Consider the following 18,822-nt stretch of genomic DNA (forward strand, 5'->3'; position numbering starts at 1 on the left):
GTGTTATCCGGTATTAGACCCCGTTTCCAGGGCTTGTCCCAGAGTGAAGGGCAGATTGCCCACGTGTTACTCACCCGTTCGCCACTAATCCCCACCGAAGTGGTTCATCGTTCGACTTGCATGTGTTAAGCACGCCGCCAGCGTTCGTCCTGAGCCAGGATCAAACTCTCCGTGAATGTTTTCCCGTAATCGGGACGACACCACGAGAGCGGAACGATCGGAGGAATGATCCGATCGTTCACAGCGTCCTCGCTGTGTTATTTCTTCAAAGGAACCACGCCCCAGCCGATGTCGGCCGGAGACGGGGTATCAACATATCTGGCGTTGACTTTTGGCACGCTGTTGAGTTCTCAAGGAACGGTCGCTTCCTTTGTACTCACCCTCTCGGGCTTTCCTCCGGGCTTCCCTTCGGTCTTGCGTTTCCGACTCTATCAGATCTTTTCTCGATCCGATTTCCTCGGTGCTTTCCAGGTTTTCGCTCTCGCGTTTCCCTTTCCGGCGGTTCCGACTTTATCAGAAGTTCTGAGTCGGAATTTCCACCCGGTCCGGGGCAACCGGATCCAGTCCATGAAGCACTGGGGTTCCCGGTCGGGCAGAGCCGTAAACGTACTGGAGCGGGGTCCCTCGACGCAAATCGAGGGACCCCGCTCCGGTTCGGTCAGACCTCCACGACCACCGGGAGGATCATCGGCCTGCGCCGATAGGTGTCCGAGACCCACTTGCCGAGGGTCCTGCGGATGAGTTGCTGCAGCTGGTGGGGCTCCACGACCCCGTCCTGGGCCGAGCGTTCCAGGACCTCCGAGATCTTCGGGAGGACGGCCGAGAACGCGGCGTCCTCGATGCCGGAGCCACGGGCCTGCACATGGGGGCCGCCCGTGATCTTGCCCGTGGAGGAGTCGACGACCACGAAGACCGAGATGATGCCCTCGTCGCCGAGGATCTTCCGGTCCTTCAGGGCCGGCTCGCCGACGTCCCCGACCGAGAGGCCGTCGACGTACACGTAACCCGCCTGGACCTTGCCGGCGATCTTCGCCTTGCCCGCGACGAGGTCGACGACGACGCCGTCCTCGGCGATGACGATCCGGTCGTGCGGGACACCGGTGAGGGCGCCGAGCTCCGCGTTGGCGCGCAGGTGCCGCCACTCGCCGTGGACCGGCATCAGGTTCTTCGGGCGGCAGATGTTGTAGAAGTACAGCAGCTCGCCCGCCGAGGCGTGCCCGGAGACGTGCACCTTGGCGTTGCCCTTGTGGACGACGTTGGCGCCCCAGCGGGTCAGGCCGTTGATGACGCGGTAGACCGCGTTCTCGTTCCCCGGGATGAGGGACGAGGCCAGGATGACCGTGTCGCCGTCGACGATGCGGATCTGGTGGTCGCGGTTGGCCATCCGGGACAGGGCGGCCATCGGCTCCCCCTGGGAGCCCGTGCAGACCAGGACCACGTCGTGGTCGGGCAGGTCGTCGAGCGTCTTGACGTCCACGACGAGACCCGGCGGAACCTTCAGGTAGCCGAGGTCCCGCGCGATGCCCATGTTCCGGACCATGGAACGGCCGACGAAGGCGACCCGGCGGCCGTACTCGTGGGCCGCGTCCAGAATCTGCTGGATCCGGTGGACGTGACTGGCGAAGCTCGCCACGATGATCCGCTTGCGGGCACCGGCGAAGACCTGGCGCAGCACGTTGGAGATGTCGCGCTCGGGCGGGACGAAGCCCGGTACCTCGGCGTTCGTCGAGTCGGCGAGGAGCAGGTCGATGCCCTCCTCGCTGAGCCGTGCGAACGCGTGCAGGTCGGTCAGGCGGTTGTCCAGCGGAAGCTGGTCCATCTTGAAGTCGCCGGTGTGGACCACCATGCCGGCGGGGGTGCGGATGGCGACCGCGAGGGCGTCGGGGATGGAGTGGTTGACGGCGACGAACTCGCAGTCGAAGGGCCCGACGCGTTCACGCTGGCCCTCGGCCACTTCCAGGGTGTAGGGGCGGATGCGGTGCTCCTGGAGCTTCGCCTCGATGAGAGCGAGGGTCAGCTTGGAGCCGATCAGCGGGATGTCCGGCTTCTCGCGGAGCAGGAAGGGGACGCCGCCGATGTGGTCCTCGTGGCCATGGGTGAGGACGATGCCCTCGACGTCGTCGAGGCGGTCCCGGATGGACGAGAAGTCCGGCAGGATCAGGTCGATTCCGGGCTGCTCCTCCTCGGGGAAGAGCACTCCGCAGTCGACGATCAGCAGGCGGCCGCCGTACTCGAAGACGGTCATGTTCCGGCCGATCTCACCGAGTCCGCCGAGCGGGGTGACCCGCAGGGCGCCTTCGGGGAGCTTCGGCGGCGGGGCGAGTTCAGGATGCGGATGACTCAAAAGACTCTCCTCACCACGCACGCCACGTACCGGTCGGGCACGTGGCGTGCGTGACGTTCGTGCATAAGCAGTTGTCGTTGTGTGGGGTGCGGGCACACCGGTGGTCCCGCTTATTCAGTTGTGAAGCCTTGCTGCGCGGACGGCCGCGCAAAGTCTGTTGTCAGAGCTGTACCCCGCCGGCAGCAAGATCGATCTTGAGCTGGGCGATCTCCTCGGCCGAACATTCGACCATCGGGGCGCGCAGCGGTCCGGAGGGCAGTCCCTGGAGGGCGAGCGCGGCCTTGGCCGTCATGACGCCCTGGGTGCGGAACATGCCGGTGTAGACCGGGAGCAGCTTCTGGTGGATCTCCGCCGCCTTCTGGACGTCGCCGGCGACGAAGGCGTCGACGAGGGTCCTGAGGTCGGGGGTGACCAGGTGGCCGACGACCGAGACGAAGCCGACGGCGCCGACGGAGAGCAGCGGCAGGTTGAGCATGTCGTCGCCGGAGTACCAGGCGAGGCCGGACTGGGCGATGGCCCAGCTGGCGCGGCCGAGGTCACCCTTGGCGTCCTTGTTGGCGACGATCCTCGGGTGCTCGGCGAGACGGACGAACGTCTCGGTGTTGATGGGCACGCCGCTGCGGCCGGGGATGTCGTAGAGCATGACGGGCAGCCCGGCGGCGTCGGCGACGGTCGTGAAGTGCCGGTACAGGCCCTCCTGCGGGGGCTTGTTGTAGTACGGCGTGACGACCAGCAGGCCGTGGGCTCCGACGCGCTCGGCCTCGCGGGCCAGCTCGATGCTGTGACGGGTGTCGTTGGTGCCGACGCCGGCGACGACGTGGGCACGGTCGCCGACCGCCTCCAGTACGGCTCGTACGAGGTCCGCTTTCTCCGCGTCGCTGGTGGTGGGGGACTCGCCGGTGGTCCCGTTGATGATCAGGCCGTCGTTGCCTGCGTCCACCAGGTGGGTGGCAAGCCGCTGCGCGCCGTCGAGGTCGATCGCGCCGTCCGCCGTGAAGGGCGTGACCATGGCGGTGAGGACCCGCCCGAAGGGGGTCTGCGGAGTGGAGGTCGGAGCCATGGGTTACACGCTACTCGGTGCTCACGGCGCGGTCTGCCCTCGGGGTGCGGGGAAAGTCCGGACAAATGCGGAGCCCGGCACTGCCTGCTCGGGGGTTCAAGCAGTGCCGGGTCCGTTTGATCAGGCTAGATGAACTTCTCTAAATGCCGCAATACGGACACCTCGCGAGGCTGATCCGTACATCTGTGCCGAGCACGACAAGCGGCAGGACGACTGGGCCGTACTACGGCGCGACCCGGCCGTTGGCGTTGAAGGCGGCGTAGGTGAGCGGCATGAGCCGGGCCCACTCCGCCTCCATCTTCTCGCCGACCATCTCGATCTCCCGCTGCGGGAAGGAGGGCACCCTGGCCAGCTCGTGCTGGGTGCGCAGCCCGAGGAAGTGCATCAGCGAGCGTGCGTTGCAGGTGGCGTACATCGAGGAGAACAGCCCGACGGGCAGCACCGCCCGGGCGACCTCGCGGGCGACACCGGCGGCGAGCATCTCCTGGTACGCCTGGTACGCCTGCCGGTAGGAGTCCTCCATCGTCCGGCCGACGAGTTCCTGCTGGGCCTGGGTGCCCTCGACGAAGACGTACTTGCCGGGACGGCCCTCCTGGACGAGCTTGCGGGACTCGTCGGGAACGTAGAAGACGGGTTCGAGCTGCCGGTACCTGCCCGACTCCTCGTTGTACGACCAGCCCACCCGGTGTCGCATGAACTCGCGGAAGACGAAGATCGGGGCGCTGATGAAGAAGGTCATCGAGTTGTGCTCGAAGGGGCTGCCGTGCCGGTCCCGCATGAGGTAGTTGATCAGGCCCTTGGAGCGCTCCGGGTCCTTCTTCAGCTCGTCCAGGGACTGCTCGCCGGCGGTGGAGACGCGGGCCGCCCACAGCACGTCGGAGTCGGCCGCGCTGTGTTTGACCAGTTCGACGGTGACTTCGCTGCGGAAGCTGGGCTTGAGGTCGTCGGCGGGGGTGTCGGTCACGGCTCGGCGGGTCCTTCCATCACTTCTTTCGGGCGGCGCCCACTCTACGGCCCGGCACTGACATCGGGGCGTTCGGTGGCTGGGTGCGACATCTTCACCGAACTTCGGTGAAGTTCTGTGAATTCGGGGCAACCGGGCACCTATCGCTTCGTTCGCTCGTCTGTGTCGGTGAGAGCGATTCGTTCGATCCCTCCCGCCCCTCCGTCCCCGAGAGGAGACACCCCCGATGTTCAGCAAGCGTGAACCCGTCCCGTTCGCCTTCGTGGCCGAAGCCGACAGGTTCCGCAGCAATGTCGCTCCGCCGCCCCGCCAGCGGTCGTCCGTGAGTCAGATAGCCGGGCGGTGGCTGCTCGGGCTCACCCTGGTGGCCGGGCTGGTGGGTGCCCTGGTCCTGGGCATGCCGGCGCTGTCCACGCCGTCCAGTACGCAGACCCAGCAGTCACAGGCCTCTCAGGGGCACTGACCCTTCCGGACCCCCGTGAGTGGTGGGCGGGGACACGGCCGGATAGCCTCACCGGGCACAGCCCACGCATGGATTGAGTGAGGACCAGCCGTGCCCCTGCCCTTCCTGACGGCCGACCGCACCTTCGACGCGGCACCTGACAGTGCGCTGCCGTACGACGACCGCGACCGCTGGCGGCGCCCCTACCGGCCCGGTCCCTGGCGGGTGGGCGGGGCCGCCCTGTGGCTGCTGCTCGCCTCCTTCGTACTGTTCGCGGCGGTCGCGCTGGCGCTGACCGGCTCGCTCTCCTCCGCCGCCGTGGTGCTCGGCATCGCTCTGCTGATCATCGCGGCCGCGCTGCGGATACTGCGCATGGGCGTGTGGGTGAGCTCGCGTGGGGTGCGAAAGGTGAGTCTGCTGTCCACGCGGACGGTCCCGTGGAAGCGGGTCGTCTCGGTGCGCACGGCTCAGCAGCCGGTGCGCTGGCTGGGGCTGCCGCGCACGGTGCAGGGGCAGGCGCTGACGCTCGTACGCAAGGACCGGCCGGCCGATGACACGGCTCCGCTGCTGACCACGCACGGGATGGACTTCGTGGGCCGGTCCTCGGCCTTCGACCGTGCGGCGGACGTCGTGGAGGCGTGGGCGGCCGAGTACCGGCGGGGCTGAGCGCGTGGGCGCGTGACGCATGAGGAAGGGGCCGGCCCGCGGTGTGCGGACCGGCCCCTTCGCTTCGGCCTCTTCGCTTCGGCCTTGTCGGCTCGGCCTCTTCGGCTCGTGCGCCGTGGGGGTCAGGCCTCGGCCGGCTTGCCGTCGTGCAGGGCGATGGCGCGTTGCATCGCCTTGCGGGCGCGCGGGGTGTCGCGGGCGTCGTGGTAGGCGACGGCGAGCCGGAACCAGCTGCGCCAGTCGTCGGGGGCGGCCTCAGTCTCGGCCTTGCGCTTGGCGAAGACCTCGTCGGCCGAGTCCCGGTCGATGCGGCCGCCGGGCGTGCGCTTGAGCTCGTCCACGGGCAGGCCGCCCTCGGCGTCGAGTTCGGTGGCGAGGGCGTTGGCCTTGCGGACGAACTGGGTGTTCTTCCACAGGAACCACAGGCCGATGACCGGCAGGATGAGCACCGCCACGCCGAAGGTGACGGTGAGGAGCGTGCCGGTCTGGATGAGCATCACGCCCCGGCTGCCGACCAGGACGAAGTAGAACACCAGGACGGCGGCCGTGACGGCGTAGGAGATCTTCGCGCGCATGTCAGGTGGTCTCGTATCAGCCCAGGTCGAGGAAGTTCTCCAGGCCGAAGGTCAGGCCGGGAGTCGTGACCACGCGGCGGGCGCCGAGCAGGATGCCCGGCATGAAGCTGCTGTGGTGGAGGGAGTCGTGGCGGACGGTGAGGGTCTCGCCCTCGCCGCCCAGCAGGACCTCCTGGTGGGCGAGGAGGCCGCGGAGGCGGACCGCGTGGACCGGAACGCCGTCGACGCTGGCTCCCCGTGCGCCGTCCAGGGCCGTGACCGTGGCGTCCGGGGCGGGCGCGGTGCCGGCCTTCGCACGGGCCTCGGCGATGAGCTGGGCCGTGCGGGTGGCGGTGCCGGAGGGGGCGTCGACCTTGTTCGGGTGGTGGAGTTCGACGACCTCCACCGACTCGAAGTAGGGGGCGGCGATCTGGGCGAACTTCATCGTCAGCACGGCGCCGATGGAGAAGTTCGGGGCGATGAGCACGCCGGTCTCCGGGGACTGGGCGAGCCAGCCCTTCAGCTGCGCGAGGCGCTCGTCGGTCCAGCCCGTCGTGCCGACGACGGCGTGGATGCCGTGCCGTACGCAGAAGTCGAGGTTGCCCATCACCGAGGCGGGGGTGGTGAGTTCGACGGCGACCTGGGCGCCGGACGCCTCCAGCACCTCCAGCTTGTCGCCCCGGCCGAGGGCGGCGACCAGCTCCAGGTCCTCGGCGGCCTCGACCGCCTTGACGGCCTCGGAGCCGATCCGGCCCTTGGCGCCGAGGACCGCCACGCGCAGCTTGCTCATCTTCTTCGTTCCTTACCGGTGGTGTGTCAGGCGACGGCGTCGTGCAGGCGGGCGGCCTGCTTGTCCTTGAGCGGGCCGATGACCGACAGCGACGGGCGCTGTCCCAGGATGTCGCGGGCGACGGAGCGGACCTCGTCCGGGGTCACGGCCGCTATCCGGGCCAGCATGTCGTCGACGGACATCTGCTCGCCCCAGCACAGCTCGCTCTTGCCGATGCGGTTCATCAGCGCGCCGGTGTCCTCAAGGCCGAGCACCGTGGAGCCCCGGAGCTGGCCGATGGCACGCCCTATCTCCTCGTCCGGCAGACCGTGCTCGGCGACCTGGTCGAGTTCGTCCCGGCAGATCTTGAGGACGTCGTGGACCTGCGAAGGACGGCAGCCGGCGTAGACGCCGAACAGGCCGCAGTCGGCGAAGCCCGAGGTGTAGGAGTACACGCTGTAGGCCAGGCCGCGCTTCTCGCGGACCTCCTGGAAGAGCCGGGAGGACATGCCGCCGCCGAGGGCGGTGTTGAGCACGCCGAGTGCCCAGCGGCGGTCGTCGGTGCGGGCCAGTCCGGGCATGCCGAGGACCACGTGCGCCTGCTCGGTCTTGCGGCCGAGGAGTTCGACGCGACCCGCGGTGCGGATCGTACGGCTGCCGTCGCGCGGGGCGACGGGGGTGGCCGCCGCCGTCCTGAAGGCGCCGGCCTTCTCGAAGGCGGCGCGGACCTGTCGTACGACCTTGTTGTGGTCGACGTTGCCGGCCGCGGCGACCACCAGGTGGGTGGGGTCGTAGTGCTTCTTGTAGAAGCGGCGGATGCGGTCGGCGGTGAGGGCGTTGACGGTGTCGACGGTGCCGAGGACCGGGCGGCCGAGGGCGTTGTCGCCGAACATGGTGTGCGCGAACAGGTCGTGCACGCAGTCGCCGGGGTCGTCCTCGGTCATGGCGATCTCTTCGAGGATCGCGCCGCGCTCGACGTTCACGTCCTCTTCGAGGATGAGCGAACCGGTCAGCATGTCGCAGACGACGTCTATGGCGAGCGGCAGGTCGGTGTCGAGCACGCGTGCGTAGTAGCACGTGTACTCCTTCGCCGTGAACGCGTTCATCTCGCCGCCGACGGCGTCGACGGCGGCGGAGATGTCCAGGGCGGAGCGGCGCGCGGTGCCCTTGAAGAGCAGGTGCTCCAGGTAGTGCGTGGCGCCGTTCAGGGCGGGGGTCTCGTCGCGGGAGCCGACGTTGGCCCAGATGCCGAAGGTCGCGGAGCGGACCGAGGGCAGGGTCTCGGTGACGATGCGCAGGCCGCCGGGGAGGGTGGTCTTGCGGACCGTGCCGATGCCGTTCTCGCCCTTGATCAGGGTTTGGGTACGGGCGACGGCCCGCGCCTCCGAGGAGGTGCGGGCCGTCGCCGTGGAGCTGCTCGACGTCACTTGTCGGTGTCGTCCTTCGCGTCCTCGGAGGAACCTTCCTCGCCCTCGATCACGGGGACGAGGGAGAGCTTGCCGCGGGAGTCGATCTCGGCGATCTCGACCTGGACCTTCTGGCCCACACCGAGGACGTCCTCGACGTTCTCCACGCGCTTGCCGCCGGCCAGCTTGCGGATCTGCGAGATGTGCAGCAGACCGTCCTTGCCGGGGAGGAGCGAGACGAAGGCGCCGAACGTCGTCGTCTTCACGACCGTGCCCAGGTAGCGCTCGCCGACCTCGGGCATCGTCGGGTTCGCGATGCCGTTGATGGTCGTACGGGCGGCCTCGGCGGACGGGCCGTCGGCGGCACCGATGTAGATCGTGCCGTCGTCCTCGATGGTGATCTCGGCGCCGGTGTCCTCCTGGATCTGGTTGATCATCTTGCCCTTGGGGCCGATGACCTCGCCGATCTTGTCCACGGGGATCTTGACGGTGATGATCCGCGGGGCGTTGGGGGACATCTCGTCAGGCTTGTCGATCGCTTCCATCATCACGTCGAGGATGTGGAGGCGGGCGTCCCGGGCCTGCTTGAGGGCGGCGGCCAGGACGGAGGCCGGGATGCCGTCCAGCTTGGTGTCGAGCTGGAGGGCGGTCACGAACTCCTTGGTGCCGGCGACCTTGAAGTCCATGTCACCGAAGGCGTCCTCGGCACCGAGGATGTCGGTGAGGGTGACGTAGTGCGTCTCGCCGTCGATGTCCTGGGAGATCAGGCCCATGGCGATACCGGCGACGGGGGCCTTCAGCGGCACACCGGCGTTCAGCAGCGACATGGTGGAGGCGCAGACCGAACCCATGGACGTCGAGCCGTTGGAGCTCAGCGCCTCGGAGACCTGGCGGATCGCGTAGGGGAACTCCTCGCGCGTCGGCAGGACCGGCACGAGGGCGCGCTCCGCGAGGGCGCCGTGGCCGATCTCGCGGCGCTTCGGGGACCCGACGCGGCCGGTCTCGCCGGTGGAGTACGGCGGGAAGTTGTAGTTGTGCATGTAGCGCTTGCGGGTCACCGGGGAGAGGGTGTCCAGCTGCTGCTCCATCCGGAGCATGTTGAGGGTGGTGACGCCCAGGATCTGGGTCTCGCCACGCTCGAACACCGCGGAGCCGTGCACCCGCGGGATGGCCTCGACCTCGGCGGCGAGCGTACGGATGTCCGTGACGCCGCGGCCGTCGATGCGCTTCTTCTCCTTGATCACGCGCTCGCGGACCAGCTGCTTGGTGAGCGAGCGGTACGCGGCGGAGATCTCCTTCTCGCGGCCCTCGAACTCGGGGAGCAGCTTCTCGGCGGCGAGACCCTTGACGCGGTCCAGCTCGGCCTCGCGCTCCTGCTTGCCCGCGATGGTCAGCGCGGAGGCGAGCTCCGGGCGGACGGCGGCGGACAGCGCCTCCAGGACGTCGTCCTGGTAGTCGAGGAAGATCGGGAACTCACCGGTCGGCTTGGCGGCCTTGGCGGCGAGGTCGGCCTGCGCCTTGCACAGGACCTTGATGAAGGGCTTCGCGGCCTCCAGACCGGCGGCGACGACCTCCTCGGTCGGCGCCTCGGCGCCGCCCTTGACCAGCTGGATGGTCTTCTCGGTGGCCTCGGCCTCGACCATCATGATCGCGACGTCGCCGTCCTCCAGGGCGCGACCGGCGACCACCATGTCGAAGACGGCGTCCTCGAGCTCGGAGTGCGTCGGGAAGGCGACCCACTGGCCGTTGATCAGCGCGACGCGGACGCCGCCGATCGGGCCGGAGAAGGGCAGACCGGCCAGCTGGGTGGACGCGGACGCGGCGTTGATCGCGACGACGTCGTACAGGTGGTCGGGGTTGAGCGCCATGATGGTGGCGACGACCTGGATCTCGTTGCGCAGGCCCTTCTTGAAGGACGGGCGCAGCGGGCGGTCGATCAGACGGCAGGTGAGGATCGCGTCCTCGCTCGGCCGGCCCTCACGGCGGAAGAAGGAACCCGGGATCTTGCCGGCGGCGTACATCCGCTCCTCGACGTCCACCGTGAGGGGGAAGAAGTCGAGCTGGTCCTTGGGGTTCTTGGAGGCGGTGGTGGCCGACAGCACCATGGTGTCGTCGTCCAGGTACGCCACGGCGGAGCCGGCGGCCTGCTTGGCCAGGCGGCCCGTCTCGAAGCGGATGGTGCGGGTACCGAAGGCGCCGTTGTCGATGACAGCCTCGGCGTAGTGGGTCTCGTTCTCCACTAGCGTTTTCTCCGTTACTTTCGTCTGCGTTACGTCTTTTGTCCCGGTCTGCCCGTGTGGCAGTGGGACGGTTGCGGAGAAGCGCGCCGTGCTGTGCGGGCCGGTCTTCGATCGAAGCACCCGGGGCTCGCTTCCCCCCGGGGGCCACTACCGAGGACCGGCGGCGGCTTGGGTGCGCCTCTCCTTGTTCGTCGTTCCTTGTTCGTGCTGTGTCGTGCGTATTGCGTTGTGCTACCACACTACAAAGCGTGAGTGACACTCCGCACGTTTCCGTACGTACGGCAAAGGGAGCGGCCCCGGGTTTCTCTCCGGGAACCGCTCCCTTCATGGCGTCTTACTTGGCGCCCGCCGCACCGCGGCGGATGCCCAGGCGGTCGACCAGCGCACGGAAGCGCTGGATGTCCTTCTTCGCCAGGTACTGCAGCAGGCGGCGGCGCTGACCGACCAGGATCAGCAGACCACGACGGGAGTGGTGGTCGTGCTTGTGGGTCTTGAGGTGCTCGGTCAGGTCGGAGATCCGACGGGAGAGCAGAGCGACCTGGACCTCGGGGGAGCCGGTGTCACCCTCCTTGGTACCGAACTCGCCGATGATCTGCTTCTTCGTAGCGGCGTCGAGCGACACGCGTACTCCTCGTAGTCTGTGTGTTGCCACCGAGTGCTCCCGGTCTGCATCGCGGGAGAGCTTCCGTTACTCGGGAGGCGGGGATCCGCTGGGCGCTGCCTCCAGGGTCCACGGGGGACTCCGGGGGTGCGTACACAAACGGCCGTCGTCAAGGGTACCAGTGCCGATGACGGTCTCCGACCGGGGTCCGGGCGGTTGTCCACAGGCCCCGACGAGCGGGTACGACCGCCAGTAGTGTGACGGTCACAGCTTACGGACGTCGGGAAGGGGTCGCCGCGGGATGAGCGAGACGGCTGAGGAGACGAAGGCACGCAAGGAGCGGGAACGGGACGAGCTCTACGCGCTCGACATCTCGGGCGTCGAGTGGCACTGCGCGCCCGGTACCGAGCAGGACGAGGAGCGGGTGGAGATCGCCTACCTGCCCGAGGGCGCGGTGGCGATGCGGTCGTCGCTCGACCCGGGCACCGTGCTGCGGTACACGGAGGCGGAGTGGCGGGCCTTCGTACTGGGCGCCCGTGACGGGGAGTTCGACCTGGAGCCCACGGAGCGCAACGGCGGCCTCGCCGCGCAGTGACCCGGCGCCGCCCGCGGGGCGGCACGCGCGCGTGCCGCCCGTCGGCGGGGGTCAGCCGGTCTCCGCGCCGCCGATGCCGAGCACGGAGAGCACCGCGGCCCGGGGGTGCTTGTCGTCGGCCGCGAGTTCCCGCTTGGCGAAGAACACCCGGCCCTGTTCCACCACGATGTCCGCCTGCGTCGGGTCGGCGAGTTCGCCCTCCTCGTCGGACGGCAGACCGAAGAGCAGGTACGGCGTCTGCCTGCCGGTCCGCGGGTCCCAGCTGAGCACGGCGGACGGCTCGATGTCGCTGAGGCTGGCGCGGAGGACCAGCAGCCGGTCGCCGCTCATCCGCAGCGGGACGACGGGTTCCAGGGAGCGGCCGTCGAGCTTGCCCTCGGTTCTGCCGGTCTTCCGGTCGAAGGCGACGATCCAGTTCTCCGGCTGGTCGATCTCGGACTGGTCCTTGCTGGTGACGAAGACCCGGTCGGGTCCGACGACCACGCCGTCGCAGTTCTCGACGTCCCCGAAGAACCCCGCGGAGAAGTAGCGGTCGCCGCACCGGGGGTCGTAGGCGTCGCCGCCCATGGAGATGGTGGCGAGTTTGCCGCCGTCGTCGCCGTCGAGGGTGATGAGGTCGGTGACGAGGGTGTCCCCGGCCGCGACGGCGAGCACCGGCGGGTCGGCGGAGGGCAGGAAGACGTCCTGGACGCCGGCCGCCACCTTGTACGTCCACTCGGGTTCTCCGGTGTGCGGGGTGAGCCGCTGCACCCGGTACGTGGTGTCGGTCCCCTCGCCGCAGCTCTCCAGCGCGAGCAGCGCGCCGCCGCCGGCGAAGCCCTTGTCGACGCACCTGGCGCCGGTCGAGCTGTTCCACAGCCGCTTGCCGTGCGCCATGTCGTAGGCCACCGAACCATGTCCCCAGGCCACCGCCACGACCCCCTCGGCCAGCGTGAGGTTCGTGTTGGTGACGTAGGCCTCGCGTGCCGAGGGCATCGTGGCCGTCCACAGCTTCTTGCCGGTGTTCAGGTCGAGGAAGACGACCTCGTCGCAGATGCCGGCGTCCTTGGTGCCCTTGCGCTTGGCGGGCTGCACCACGACCGCCGTACGGCCGTCGGCGGTCACGTGGCCGGTGGTGGCGCAGAGGTGACCGTCGAGCTGGAGGGTCCAGGCAGTGTCGTCGGCGCCGGGTTCGATCCGCACGCCGATGATCTTCGTGCCGATGCCCTTGGCCAGGATCTTGCCGGTGGCCCAGGTGCCGGGGGCGTAACGCGGGCTGGGATCGCTCTCCTTGGGGAGGTTCTCCTCGTAGTGGTCGACCACCACCTGCCCCTCGGGCGAGGCCGGGGCCTTCTCGACGGTCTGCCGTATCGCGTCCGGGGCCGGGGCGGCGGCCCGCGGGGTGCCGGAGGACGTGCCGCCGCCCCCGGTCAGCATCAGCGTGCCGCCCACGGCCAGCGCGACGGCCACGGCGGCCGCCAGCACCCCGGACAGACGTCTGCGCCGCCTCCGGCGCTCGCCGTCGGCGGCCAGCGCGGACTGTGTGTAGACGGATGGAGGTGGGCCGAAGCTCACGCCGAACAGTTCCTTCCTTCTCTGCTGCGCGCTACGCGCACGGCAGAACTTCCGGGAAGGTCGCGGCATGTGCCGTGCACACCTCGCACTCCCCCGTCCCCCGTGGCGTCCGCGCGCAACGCCCCGCTCTGCGGGGCCGGTTCAGCTGTGCTCACGCGAACACCCGCTCACCCTATCTCCCGGCGAACCGTCAACTGATGTCCGAACTGAAGATACTTGCCCGCTTTGTTCATCGATTGTTCGGCAATACGAAAGCCGCGCACACCACTTCCGGGCAGGGTGTGACCAGGTGGACGTCCGTCGAGAGGCGGACGGGCCTGCCGAGGTGCGGCTCGTGGTGATTAGGCTTGGAGTGGGGGTGCGACGTCAGGACCGTGAACACGACGTCGGTCCCCCGAGGGGGAGAGCCGGTGGATCGGACTACCTCACACGAATACGGATGCTGAGAACGACACGACACGGTCGTCGCGCCGGCACGGCATGAGGGTGCTCGACCACACCAGGAGGAACTGTGAGCAGCGATCGGGACGGGAACCGCGGGGGCTGGGCCACACCCGGCGACGACCAGCCCGACGCGGAGTCCCTCAACGAGATGACGGGCGAGTTCACGATCGACTACGCGCCGCCCGCCTGGTACACGCAGAACGCCGCGGGGGGCCCTGGTGGCGCCGAGGGTTCCGGCGGGCCGGGTGCGGGCTCACCGTCCGGCGCCGGTACGACACCTGCCGGTGCCCCTCGTTCGCCGTTCCCGCCGGGAGCGCCGATCCCCGGGCTGACGCCTCCTCCGCATGCCCAGCAGGCGGGCCGGACACCGGGACCGGGAGCCGCGTTCAACCCGCCGCCGGCTCCGCCCGCACCGGCGTCCGGGCCGGGAACCGCGCCGTACACACCGCCGCCGGCCTCGACTCCGGGTGCGCCGTTCGCACCGCCGCCGGCCTCGACTCCGGGTGCGCCGTACACACCGCCGCCCGCGTCGACCCCCGGAGCGCCGTTCACGCCACCGGCCGCCGCGCGTCCCGGTGGGCCCGTCACGCCACCGGCGGCTTCGGCACCGGGGGCGCCGCACCCGTCCGCCCCCGCGGTGACGCCCGGGGCACCCTTCACGCCACCGCCCGCGTCAACTCCCGGAGCACCGTTCACACCTGCGCCCGTGTCAACGCCGGGAGCGCCCTTCACCCCCGCGCCCGCGGCGACGCCCGGGGCAGCCTTCACCCCGCCGCCGGCGTCCGCTCCGGGAGCGCCCTTCACCCCGCCGGCCACCACGACACCCGCCGCACCGTTCACGCCGCCCGCGCCGCCGACGCCGCCTGCCGAGCCGGTCGTACCGGCCGCCGCTGCCGTGCCGCCCGCCGGGAGCCCGGTGGCCGTGCCGCAACTGCCGGTGGGCTTCGAGCCGCAGCGTCCTGCCGCCGAAGAGCAGGCACCGGAGCCCGGACCGGAGCCGGAGGCGGACAACGGCGACCTGGAGAGCGGCGCGACGATGCGGTTCTCCGCGGTCGCCCTCAAGCGCGAGATCGCCGAGGCAGCCGAGCAGCCGGCCGCCGTGGCCGCGCTTCCGGTGGACGCCGACGGCGTGACCGAGGGCGCGGACGAGGACGAGGACGAGGAGACGGTCGCGGAGGCGGCCGGGGAAGCCGAGGCGTCCGAGCCCGTCGGTCGGCACGACTCGCTGCGCCTCGTCACCGACGACGTGAGCGACTCCGAGGACGAGCCGTCGGCCGACGCACGCGAGGAGAACGAGGACCCGAGCGACGAGTCCGTCGCCGTCGGCGCCCTTGAGATGGACGGTAGGGCTGAGGCGGCCGCGCCTGTCCAGGAACCCGCTCCGGCCGAGGACGCCGAGGAGGCTGCCGAGGAGCCCGAGCAGGCCCATGCGGCCGAGTCGCAGGAGGCGGCCGTCGACAGCGACGCCGACACCGACGCCCAGGCCCCGGCCGACACCGACGCCCAGGCCCAGGCCGACGCCCAGGCCCAGGCCGAGGCACACGGTGAAGCCCGCCCCGCGTCCGAAGTGGCCGCCTACGGAGACGCCGTCGTCGCCGAGCAGTCGTCCGAACCCGAGCCCGAACCCGAGCCGGTCACCGACCCCGAGGACACCGCGCCGGCACCTCAGGACGCCGTACCCGCCGCCACCGCTCCCACCCCGGCCCCGGCTGCCCCGCAGGAGGCGCCCCCGGCTCCCGAGGACGCCGTCCCCACCGCCTGGACTCCGCCGCCGACGCCTCCGACGCCGCCCGCCGCGGTACCGCCGTTGCCGCCGTCGTACCAGCCCGCGGCGCCCGCGCCCGCCGCCCAGTGGCCCGCGCAGCCGGCCGCGGCGCCGGAGCCCACGCCCGGTCAGCCACAGCCTCTCCCCCAGCCCGCCGCCGCGCAGGGCCCCGCGGGCGTGCCCGGGCAGCAGCCGCCGTTCCAGCCGCAGGCGCCGCAGCCCGCGCCCGCCGCCTGGCAGCAACCCCCGGCCCAGCAGCCCGGCCCGCAGCCTCCGGTACCCGCGGCCCAGCCCGGCCCGCAGCCTCCGGCACCCCAGGCCCAGCCCGGGGGCTACGGCTTTCCGCAGCCGGGTGCGCCCGTCCCGCCGCAGGCACCGGACGGCTACGGCTTCCCGTCCCCCGGCCGGCCGCAGGCCCCGCAGCCTCCGGCCCCGGACGCGCAGGGAGGTTACGGCTACCCCGGCGCCCCCGTGCCTCCGGTCGCCCAGGCCCCCGCCCCGAGCGGCTACGGCTTCCCGCAGCCCGGTGCACAGCCTCCGGTACCCCCGGCCCAGCCCGGTGGCTACGGCTTCCCGCAGCCCGGTCAGCCCGGTCAGCCCGTACCGCAGGGGGAAGCGCCGGCTCCGCAGCAGCCGCACGCCGCCGCCCAGCCCGCTGCGCCGGCTCAGGCGCCGCAGCCCGGGCAGGAGGTGCACGCGCCCCAGCAGCCCGTCGACCCCCGTGCCGGTACCGCCTGGCCGCAGCCCATCCAGCACGACCAGCGGCAGATGACCAACCCCGGTGCCGCGCCGCTGGGTTACACCGCCGCCGTGGAGCTGTCCTCCGACCGGCTGCTCAACAACAAGAAGCAGAAGGCGAAGAGCGGCCGGCCCACCGCCGCGTCCTCCCGGTTCAAGATCGGTGGCAAGAAGGAGGAGGCCGAGCGGCAGCGGAAGCTGGAGCTGATCCGTACGCCGGTGCTCTCCTGCTACCGGATAGCGGTGATCAGCCTCAAGGGCGGTGTCGGCAAGACCACCACGACCACCGCGCTCGGCTCGACCCTCGCCACCGAGCGGCAGGACAAGATCCTCGCCATCGACGCCAACCCGGACGCGGGCACGCTGGGCCGCCGGGTGCGCCGGGAGACCGGGGCCACCATCCGTGACCTGGTCCAGGCCATCCCGTACCTCAACTCGTACATGGACATCCGCCGGTTCACCTCGCAGGCGCCGTCCGGCCTGGAGATCATCGCCAACGACGTCGACCCGGCCGTCTCGACCACGTTCAACGACGAGGACTACCGGCGCGCGATCGACGTGCTCGGCAGGCAGTACCCGATCATCCTCACCGACTCCGGCACCGGTCTGCTGTACAGCGCCATGCGCGGGGTGCTCGACCTCGCCGACCAGCTGATCATCATCTCGACGCCGTCGGTCGACGGTGCGAGCAGCGCGAGCACGACGCTGGACTGGCTGTCCGCGCACGGGTACGCCGATCTCGTCTCCCGGTCCATCACGGTCATCTCCGGGGTCCGCGAGACCGGCAAGATGATCAAGGTCGAGGACATCGTGCAGCACTTCGAGACGCGCTGCCGGGGTGTCGTGGTCGTCCCCTTCGACGAGCACCTGGCCGCCGGCGCCGAGGTCGACCTCGACATGATGCGGCCGAAGGTGCGGGAGTCGTACTTCAACCTGGCGGCGATGGTCGCCGAGGACTTCGTACGGCACCAGCAGATGCACGGCCTGTGGACCAGCGACGGCAATCCGCCGCCGGTGGCCGCCCCGCCACTGCCGGGTCAGCCGCTGCCCGGCCCCGGTCAGCAGTACTACGCGCCGGGCCAGCCCCAGCCGCAGCCGTACGCGCCCGGACAGCCGTATCCGCAGCAGCAGCCTGCGCAGCCGTACCCGCCCCAGCAGGGCCAGCCTCCGCAGGGGCCGCCCCCGCAGGGCCCGCCTCCGCAGGGCCCGCCCCCGCAGCAGGAGCTGTACGGCGGGCCGCAGCCCGGTCACCCCGGCGGTCCACAGCCGACGGCCCAGCCGTACCAGCCGCAGGCGCAGCCCCAGCCGGGTTACGGCTACCCGCAGCCGGGCGCCCAGCCGCCCGTTCCTCCGGCCCCGCCCGGTGGTTACGGATTCCCGCAGCCGGGCCAGCCCGCGCCGCAGGACCAGGCACCGCAAGCACCGCAGGCACCCCAGCAGCCCCAGCAGCCCCAGCAGCCCCAGCAGCCCCAGCAGCCCCAGCAGCCCCAGCAGCAGGGTCAGCCTCCGCAGCCGGGGCAGCCTCCGCAGCAGTAGCGGGAACGCCGAAGGGCGGCCGGTGTGATGTCACACCGGCCGCCCTTCGGCGTATGTCCAGCCGGACCGCCGCTAGACCTCCTCGGCCTCCTCGGCCGCCACCAGCTCCCGGCAGCGCTTGACGTCCTCGGCCATCTGCTCCAGCAGGGCCTCCAGGGAGTCGAACTTGGCCTGGCCGCGGACGTAGGCCAGGAAGTCGACGGCGACGTGCAGCCCGTACAGGTCGAGGCCGACGCGGTCGATGGCGTACGCCTCCACCGTGCGCTCGGTGCCGTCGAACTGCGGGTTGGTGCCGACGGAGATCGCGGCCGGCATCGCCTCGCCCTGGGCATGCAGGAACCCGGCGTAGACGCCGTCGGCCGGGATCGCGGTGTGCGGGAGCGTCTCCACGTTGGCGGTGGGGAAGCCCAGCTCGCGGCCGCGCTGGGCGCCGCGCACGACCACGCCCTCCACGCGGTGCGGGCGGCCCAGGATCTCGCGGGCGCCCGCCATGTCGCCCTCGGCGACCAGCCGCCGGGTCAGCGTCGAGGAGAACGGCTCGCCGCCGCCCGCCTCACCGCGCACGAACAGGTCGACGACCTCGACCTCGAAGTCGTACACCTTGCCCTGCTCGGTCAGGAACTCGACGTTGCCCGCGGCCTTGTGGCCGAAGCGGAAGTTGGGGCCTTCCACCACCGCCTTGGCGTGCAGCCGGTCGACCAGCACCTTCACCACGAAGTCGGCGGCCGACAGCCTCGAGAACTCGCTGGTGAAGGGGAGGATCAGCACCGCGTCCACGCCCAGCTGCGCCATCAGCTCGGCGCGGGTGTGGTGCGGGGCGAGCAGCGGCGGGTGGCTGCCGGGGCGGACGACCTCGCTGGGGTGCGGGTCGAAGGTGACGACGACGGCGGGGATGCCCAGCTGCCGGGCGCGGTCCACGGCATGCCGGATGATCACCTGGTGACCGCGGTGCACCCCGTCATAGGAACCGATGGTGACGACGCTGCGCCCCCAGTCCTCGGGGATGTCCTCCAAGCCACGCCAGCGCTGCACTGTGACCTCTCCTCGAACCTGTGTCCGTTGTCCCTCTTACGCAGGTCTAAGGGTGCCATGTTTGCCGGACTCGGCTCACACCGGCACGGTCGCTGTGACCGGGCGCACGTGT

14 protein-coding genes and 1 rRNA gene are annotated in these 18,822 nt (G+C 70.6%); 4 read left to right on the top strand and 11 right to left on the bottom strand.

The genetic code is table 11. The features are described 5' to 3' along the window. From MB828_RS37155 to thyX, 4 genes are all read right to left on the bottom strand, one after another. Positions 1-176: ribosomal RNA gene (locus tag MB828_RS37155) — 16S ribosomal RNA — on the bottom strand; the annotation flags it as partial. A gap of 482 nt (positions 177-658) precedes the next feature. After that, complete coding sequence (locus MB828_RS37160; protein ID WP_133029222.1) at positions 659-2,344, bottom strand: ribonuclease J; 1,686 nt, start codon at positions 2,342-2,344, stop codon at positions 659-661. Between the two features lie 160 nt (positions 2,345-2,504). Continuing rightward, positions 2,505-3,404 carry a 4-hydroxy-tetrahydrodipicolinate synthase gene (gene dapA, locus MB828_RS37165; RefSeq protein WP_133029223.1) on the bottom strand — a complete coding sequence of 300 codons (900 nt, stop codon included), beginning with the start codon at positions 3,402-3,404 and terminating at the stop codon, positions 2,505-2,507. A 223-nt stretch (positions 3,405-3,627) separates the two neighbouring features. Beyond that, complete coding sequence (thyX, locus tag MB828_RS37170) at positions 3,628-4,368, bottom strand: FAD-dependent thymidylate synthase (protein ID WP_301652018.1); 741 nt, start codon at positions 4,366-4,368, stop codon at positions 3,628-3,630. A 226-nt stretch (positions 4,369-4,594) separates the two neighbouring features. Between thyX and MB828_RS37175 the strand changes: the two genes are divergently transcribed. Further along, entirely contained in the window at positions 4,595-4,831 is a 237-nt protein-coding gene (locus MB828_RS37175; RefSeq protein WP_133029225.1) for a hypothetical protein, read from the top strand. A 90-nt stretch (positions 4,832-4,921) separates the two neighbouring features. Beyond that, a complete protein-coding gene (locus tag MB828_RS37180) occupies positions 4,922-5,476 on the top strand; it encodes a hypothetical protein (protein ID WP_133029226.1) in 555 nt (184 codons plus the stop codon). Between the two features lie 122 nt (positions 5,477-5,598). Here MB828_RS37180 and MB828_RS37185 read toward each other — a convergent pair whose 3' ends face one another. From MB828_RS37185 to rpsO, 5 genes are all read right to left on the bottom strand, one after another. After that, positions 5,599-6,051 (bottom strand): hypothetical protein, encoded by a 453-nt coding sequence (locus tag MB828_RS37185; protein ID WP_133029227.1) that lies wholly within the window; start codon positions 6,049-6,051, stop codon positions 5,599-5,601. Positions 6,052-6,067: 16 nt separating this feature from the next. Next, positions 6,068-6,820: a 4-hydroxy-tetrahydrodipicolinate reductase gene (dapB, locus tag MB828_RS37190; RefSeq protein WP_133029228.1), complete on the bottom strand. Its 753-nt coding sequence runs from the start codon at positions 6,818-6,820 to the stop codon at positions 6,068-6,070. A 26-nt stretch (positions 6,821-6,846) separates the two neighbouring features. Then, on the bottom strand, positions 6,847-8,226 hold the full coding sequence (locus MB828_RS37195) for a M16 family metallopeptidase (protein WP_133029229.1): 1,380 nt from the start codon (positions 8,224-8,226) through the stop codon (positions 6,847-6,849). Beyond that, positions 8,223-10,445, bottom strand: coding sequence for a polyribonucleotide nucleotidyltransferase (locus MB828_RS37200; RefSeq protein ID WP_133029230.1), 2,223 nt, complete (start codon positions 10,443-10,445; stop codon positions 8,223-8,225). The genes MB828_RS37195 and MB828_RS37200 overlap by 4 nt, the downstream gene beginning before the upstream one ends. A gap of 334 nt (positions 10,446-10,779) precedes the next feature. Further along, positions 10,780-11,067 carry a 30S ribosomal protein S15 gene (gene rpsO / locus MB828_RS37205; RefSeq protein ID WP_030177470.1) on the bottom strand — a complete coding sequence of 96 codons (288 nt, stop codon included), beginning with the start codon at positions 11,065-11,067 and terminating at the stop codon, positions 10,780-10,782. 280 nt (positions 11,068-11,347) lie between these two features. Here rpsO and MB828_RS37210 point away from each other — a divergent pair, with 280 nt between their 5' ends. Beyond that, positions 11,348-11,641, top strand: coding sequence for a DUF397 domain-containing protein (locus MB828_RS37210; RefSeq protein ID WP_133029231.1), 294 nt, complete (start codon positions 11,348-11,350; stop codon positions 11,639-11,641). A 51-nt stretch (positions 11,642-11,692) separates the two neighbouring features. On the opposite strand, the gene MB828_RS37215 is transcribed toward MB828_RS37210, so the two are convergent. Further along, positions 11,693-13,195, bottom strand: a complete 1,503-nt coding sequence (locus tag MB828_RS37215) for a PQQ-binding-like beta-propeller repeat protein (protein WP_301652019.1) — start codon at positions 13,193-13,195, stop codon at positions 11,693-11,695. A 511-nt stretch (positions 13,196-13,706) separates the two neighbouring features. On the opposite strand from MB828_RS37215, the gene MB828_RS37220 reads away from it, so the two are divergent. Then, complete coding sequence (locus MB828_RS37220; RefSeq protein WP_301652020.1) at positions 13,707-17,678, top strand: SCO5717 family growth-regulating ATPase; 3,972 nt, start codon at positions 13,707-13,709, stop codon at positions 17,676-17,678. 72 nt (positions 17,679-17,750) lie between these two features. Here MB828_RS37220 and MB828_RS37225 read toward each other — a convergent pair whose 3' ends face one another. Beyond that, positions 17,751-18,710 (bottom strand): bifunctional riboflavin kinase/FAD synthetase, encoded by a 960-nt coding sequence (locus MB828_RS37225; RefSeq protein ID WP_301652021.1) that lies wholly within the window; start codon positions 18,708-18,710, stop codon positions 17,751-17,753. Positions 18,711-18,822 lie beyond the last annotated feature (112 nt).

Origin of the sequence: Streptomyces arenae, from assembly GCF_022343545.1 — a bacterium.
In the GTDB taxonomy this organism is placed as follows: Bacteria; Actinomycetota; Actinomycetes; order Streptomycetales; family Streptomycetaceae; genus Streptomyces; species Streptomyces humi.